6 protein-coding genes are annotated in these 5,296 nt (G+C 73.8%); 2 read left to right on the forward strand and 4 right to left on the reverse strand.

From position 1 onward, the window contains the following. Window positions 1-89: 89 nt before the first annotated feature. From msrB to LCE31_RS07025, 4 genes are all read right to left on the reverse strand, one after another. Window positions 90-515 carry a peptide-methionine (R)-S-oxide reductase MsrB gene (gene msrB, locus LCE31_RS07010; protein WP_225013120.1) on the reverse strand — a complete coding sequence of 142 codons (426 nt, stop codon included), beginning with the start codon at window positions 513-515 and terminating at the stop codon, window positions 90-92. Window positions 516-526: 11 nt separating this feature from the next. Beyond that, complete coding sequence (gene murC, locus LCE31_RS07015; protein ID WP_225013121.1) at window positions 527-1,939, reverse strand: UDP-N-acetylmuramate--L-alanine ligase; 1,413 nt, start codon at window positions 1,937-1,939, stop codon at window positions 527-529. Window positions 1,940-2,003: 64 nt separating this feature from the next. Further along, window positions 2,004-2,474, reverse strand: coding sequence for an indole-3-glycerol phosphate synthase (locus LCE31_RS07020; RefSeq protein ID WP_225013122.1), 471 nt, complete (start codon window positions 2,472-2,474; stop codon window positions 2,004-2,006). 175 nt (window positions 2,475-2,649) lie between these two features. Beyond that, complete coding sequence (locus tag LCE31_RS07025) at window positions 2,650-3,486, reverse strand: pyrimidine reductase family protein (protein ID WP_225013123.1); 837 nt, start codon at window positions 3,484-3,486, stop codon at window positions 2,650-2,652. Between LCE31_RS07025 and zapE the strand changes: the two genes are divergently transcribed. Next, complete coding sequence (zapE, locus tag LCE31_RS07030; protein ID WP_225013124.1) at window positions 3,485-4,690, forward strand: cell division protein ZapE; 1,206 nt, start codon at window positions 3,485-3,487, stop codon at window positions 4,688-4,690. The genes LCE31_RS07025 and zapE overlap by 2 nt on opposite strands. A 52-nt stretch (window positions 4,691-4,742) precedes the next feature. After that, window positions 4,743-5,168 (forward strand): OsmC family protein, encoded by a 426-nt coding sequence (locus LCE31_RS07035; RefSeq protein ID WP_225013125.1) that lies wholly within the window; start codon window positions 4,743-4,745, stop codon window positions 5,166-5,168. Window positions 5,169-5,296 lie beyond the last annotated feature (128 nt).

Here is a 5,296-nt window from a genome sequence, read left to right on the forward strand (position 1 = left end):
CCCCCCCCCGCGCCCCGAAACCACCAGCGCGCCCCCCGCCGCGGCACCGGGCCGGCGCGGGGGGGCCCCCCCCCCCCCCCGGCCCCCGGTCAGCTCCCGTCCGGCGTCAGCCGCAGCGAGATGCTGTTGATGCAGTAGCGCAGATCCGTCGGGGTCGGATACCCCTCGCCCTTGAAGACGTGTCCCAGGTGCGAGCCACAGGTGGCGCAGCGCACCTCGGTACGGACCATGCCGTACGAGTTGTCGTCGATCAGCTCGACCGCGTCGCTGTCCTTCGGGTCGAAGAACGACGGCCAGCCGCAGTGCGACTCGAACTTCGTGTCGGAGCGGAACAGCTCGGCCCCGCAGGCCCGGCAGGAGTAGACACCCTCGGTCTTGGTGTCCGTGTACTCACCGGTGAAGGCCGGCTCGGTGGCCGCTTCGCGCAGCACCGCGTACTCCTTGTCGGACAGCTCGGCACGCCACTGGTCGTCCGGCTTGACGACGTCGTATGCCTTCTTGATTCCGGATGCCACGGAGTCTCCCTTCAGTCGGTGAGGCGGGCGAGGATCAGCGGACCCAGGTCCGTGACGTCCCCCGCCCCCATAGTCAGAACGAGGTCGCCACCCCCCGTCATTCCCGCCACCAGGTCCGGCACGGCGGTCTTGTCGTGCACCGCCGTGACCTGCGCCCCCGCGGCCCGCGCCGCGTCGATGACCAGGTCGCTCGTGATCCCGGGCAGCGGGTCCTCGCGCGCCGGGTAGATGTCCAGGACCGCCGACGCGTCGGCGAGGGCCAGGGCCGCGCCCATCTCCCGGCCGAGTTCCTGCGTACGGGAGAAGAGGTGCGGCTGGAAGACGACGACGAGCCGCGCGCCGTCGGGCAGCGCCGCGCGCATCGCCTCCAGGTCGGCGGTCATCTCCGTCGGGTGGTGGGCGTAGGAGTCGACGACGCGCACCCCGCCCGCCTCGCCCTTGAGCTGGAGGCGGCGGCCGACCCCGGTGTACGCGCCGAGCGCCCGCGCCAGGTCGGCCGCGGGGACGCCGAGCGCGGCGCCCGCGACCAGCGCGGCGACGGCGTTGGTGGCGTAGTGGCGGCCGGGCACGGACACCCCGAAGGTCAGCTCGGCGCCGTCCAGGACGACCGTGACCCGGCTGGTCAGGCCGTCCGGCTCGATGGAGAGGATGCGCACATCGGCGTCCTCGGCGAGCCCGTAGGTGACGATGCGCGGGACGTCCGGGGCGCCGTCGCCCCGTACCCGCCGGGCCAGTTCCACGGCACCGGTCTGGTCGGCGGAGACGACCAGCGTCCCACCGGGGACGATCTTGGCGGCGAACTTCTGGAACGACTCGTAGATCTCGTCCATCGAGGCGTAGTTCGCGTGGTGGTCGAGTTCCGCGTTGAGGACGATGGCGACCTCGGGGTCGTACGTGTGGAAGCTGCGGTCGCTCTCGTCGGCCTCGGCCACGAAGATCTCGCCGTCGCCGTGGGACGCGTTGGTGCCGGGGCCCGCGAGGTCGCCGCCGATCGCGTACGACGGGTCGAGGCCGAGCCGGCCGAGCGCGACCGCCAGCATCGAGGTGGTGGTGGTCTTGCCGTGGGTGCCGGCGACCGCGAGGGCGCGCCCGCCCGCCATCAGCGAGGCGAGCGCGTCCGACCGGTGCACGACGGGGACGCCGAGCTCGGCGGCCCGCACGAGCTCCGGGTTGTCCTCGCGGATGGCGCTGGAGACGACGACGCAGGTGGCGTCGTCGGCGAGGTGCGCGGCGTCGTGCCCGATGTGCACGGTGGCGCCGAGCGCCCGCAGCGCCTCCGCGGTGGCCGACTCCCTGGCGTCGCTGCCCGCGACCTTGGCGCCGCGCTGCGCCAGGATCTTCGCGATGCCCGACATGCCCGCACCGCCGATGCCGATGAAGTGCGGCCGTTCCATGGCGGCCGGGATGCCGGGGGCGGATGCCATACGTCTCTCCAGTACGGGGGTGGCGCGGGAACCTGACGGGTCAGGTCGTGGGTCGCGCCTCACCCTATTCGCTGTGCGCGAAGAGTTTCAGCACCGGTACGCCGACCTGGTGGCGGGCCCGCGACGCCCAGTCGCGGTGGAAGAACTCCTCGACGTAGTGCGGCTCGGTCAGTACGACGACCTCGTCCGCGCCCGTCTCCTCGACGACCGCCTTGAGCCGGTCGAGCGGGTGCTTCTCCACCACGTGTCCCGCGGCCTCGGAGCCCGTCGCGCGCAGGGCCGTGATGGTGTGGGCGAGCGCGACCTCCGCGGGGTGTCTCGCGTCGCTGCCCTCCGGTTCCTCGGCTTCCTGCGCCGCCTCCTTGAGCTCTCCGTACGCCACGTCGTCGATCGCGCGCAGCAGTACGTCGGCCTGGTCCCCGCGGGGCTGCATGAGCACCACGAAGGCCACCTTCTGGTCACCGTGGAGGGTCGTCACGAACTCCACGTCCTGGGGCGTCAGTGCCTTCTCGATCATCAGTACGCTCGTGAACACGACAGGCGCCCTTCCGTCCGTCAAGGTGGACCACAGCCGCGGTCCACTGCTGAAACCATCCTTCCCCGCTGTGGCAGGGGGACTGGATCTAGTCTGCCCAGCCGGAGCTAAGCGGAACGATAAATTCCGGTAGATGGTCTCGTAGCGGGTGTCGAAAATCCGTTCCCGGGGTCCTCTACCCCTGATCGCGCGAGATCCACGGGGCGTCCGCCCGCGCGTACCTGCAGAACAGGAATCCGCCCTCCGTCAGCAGCGACACCGGCTCGAACCGCGCGGGCACCGGCAGCTCGGGCCCGTCCGCGATGCGCTGCGCGTGCCCCGCGGTCAGCAGCGGGGCCACCGTCAGGCACAGCTCATCCAGCACCCCACCCGCCACGAACTGGCCCAGCAGCCGCGGCCCGCCCTCCGTCAGCAGCCGCCTGTGACCGCGCTCCGCCAGGGCGGACACCGCACGCGCCGGGTCGGCGCCGGGCCCTTCGCCCGCGATCACCACCTCCGCCCCCGCCTTCGAAGCCGCGCGCACCCGCTCGGACGGCGCCGCCGCGCCCGTCAGCACGAGCGTCGGGACGAGCGGCGAGGTGAACAGCGGCGCCGAGAAATCCAGGTCCAGGCTCGCCGTGAGGACGGCGATCGCGGGCGCGGGCGCCTGCCCGGCCGCCGCACGCCGCTGAGCGAACGCCGCCCGGGCGCGGGCGGGCCGGTAGCCCTCCCGCCGTACGGTCTCGGCGCCCACGACGACCACGTCGGCCAGCGCGCGCAGCACCCCGAAGATCCGCATGTCGGCGGCGGAGGAGATGGCCTGCGACCGGCCCCCGTGCTGCGCGGCGCCGTCCAGCGTCGCGACCATGTTCCCGCGCAGCCAGACCGCGCCGGCCGCGAGCGGGGGGTACGCGTAGGCCTCGGCGAGCTCGTCGAACGTCCACTCCCGGTCGCCGTCGGGGCCCGGCGAGGGCGGAGCGGTCGCCGCCCGGTCCGCGGATGTCTGATCGGTCACAGGGAACAGGCGTCGCATGCGAAGCAGTCTGGTCGGCCTCCTAGAGTTGAGCAACGTGACCTCCTCCTCCGCTGCCGCCCCGGGTGCCTCCTCCGCCGCGGCGGCCCCGCTCTCGCTGTGCGCCCGCTCCCCGCACGTACCGGCCGACCGGCTCGTCGCCGAGATGGTGCCGCCGCCGCGCTTCGACTCCGTGCGCTTCGACACGTACGTCCCCGACCCCGGCCGGCCCGGCCAGGCCGAGGCGCTCGGCGTACTGCGGGACTTCGCGGCGGGCCCCGGCCCCCCGGCCGGGGGGGGGGCGGGGGGGGGGGCGGGCGCGGGGGCCCCCCCCCCCCCGGGGGGGGGGGGCGCGGGCGGGCGCCGCTGGTTCGCCCGCAAGGCCGCGGCGCCCGCCGGCCCGCGCGGGATCTATCTGGACGGCGGCTACGGCGTCGGCAAGACCCACCTGCTGGCCTCGCTGTGGCACGCGGCGCCCGCCGCGCCGGAGCTGAAGGCCTTCGGCACGTTCGTGGAGCTGACCAACCTGGTGGGCGCGCTGGGCTTCCAGGAGACCGTCCGGACGCTGAGCGGCCACCGGCTGCTGTGCATCGACGAGTTCGAGCTCGACGACCCGGGCGACACGGTGCTGGTGTCCACGCTGCTCAGCCGGCTGGTCGAGGCGGGCGTCGCGCTCGCCGCGACCTCCAACACGCTGCCGGGCAGGCTCGGCGAGGGCCGGTTCGCCTCCGCGGACTTCCTGCGCGAGATCCAGGGCCTGTCCGCGCACTTCAGGCCCGTACGCATCGACGGCGAGGACTACCGCCACCGCGGGCTGCCGAAGGCGCCGGAGCCGTACGCCTCCGAGCGGGTCGCGGCGCTCGCCGCGCGGACGCCGGGGGCGAGCCTGGACGCGTTCGGCGACCTCCTCGGCCATCTCGCCACCGTCCACCCGAGCCGTTACGGGGCGCTGACCGACGGGCTGCGCGCGGTGTGCCTGACGGACGTTGCCCCGGTGCCCGACCAGTCCAAGGCGCTGCGGCTCGTGGTGCTCGCGGACCGGCTGTACGACCGGGAGATACCGGTCGTCGCGTCGGGCGTGCCGTTCGACCGCCTGTTCAGCGAGGAGATGCTGGCCGGCGGCTACCGCAAGAAGTACTTCCGCGCCATCTCCCGGCTCACGGCCCTGGCGAGGGAAGCGGAGGAGCTGATCACCGGCCAGGTTCGGGCACCGGGTAGGTTCTGAAGCCGTACGTAACCGACCGGAGCCGTACGCACACCAGAGAAAGGGTTCCACCATGGCCACCACGCGCCAGGCACACACCGTCTGGGAGGGCAACCTCCTCAAGGGTGCCGGCAACGTCACGTTCGACTCCTCCGGCATTCCGCAGCAGTCGGTCACCTGGGCCTCCCGCGCGGAGGAGGCGAACGGCAAGACCAGCCCCGAGGAGCTGATCGCCGCCGCCCACTCCAGCTGCTTCTCGATGGCGCTTTCGAACGGCCTCGACAAGGCCGGCACCCCGCCGACCAGGCTCACCACGCAGGCGGAGGTCACCTTCCAGCCCGGCACCGGCATCACCGGCGTCCACCTGACCGTCCAGGGCGAGGTCCCGGGCCTGGACGAGACCGCCTTCGTGAAGGCCGCCGAGGACGCCAAGGCGAACTGCCCGGTGAGCCAGGCGCTCTCCGGCACCACGATCACGCTGAGCGCCTCGCTCGCCTGATCCCGAAGATCGCACGAGAGGCGCGGGGGGGGGGGGGGGGCCGCCCGCGGGGGGGGGGGGGGGCCCCCGGGGGGGGCCGCGGGGGGGGGGCGCGGCCGGGGCCCGTGCAGAGGGGGGGGGCGGGGGGG

Source organism: Streptomyces sp. 8L (assembly GCF_020176795.1).
Taxonomy (GTDB): domain Bacteria; phylum Actinomycetota; class Actinomycetes; order Streptomycetales; family Streptomycetaceae; genus Streptomyces.

Excerpts from the sequence above, each read along its gene's own strand:
- zapE (WP_225013124.1), top strand. The coding sequence starts at position 3,485 with ATGCGAAGCAGTCTGGTCGGCCTCCTAGAGTTGAGCAACGTGACCTCC.
- murC (WP_225013121.1), bottom strand. The coding sequence starts at position 1,939 with ATGGCATCCGCCCCCGGCATCCCGGCCGCCATGGAACGGCCGCACTTC.
- LCE31_RS07025 (WP_225013123.1), bottom strand. The coding sequence starts at position 3,486 with ATGCGACGCCTGTTCCCTGTGACCGATCAGACATCCGCGGACCGGGCG.
- LCE31_RS07035 (WP_225013125.1), top strand. The coding sequence starts at position 4,743 with ATGGCCACCACGCGCCAGGCACACACCGTCTGGGAGGGCAACCTCCTC.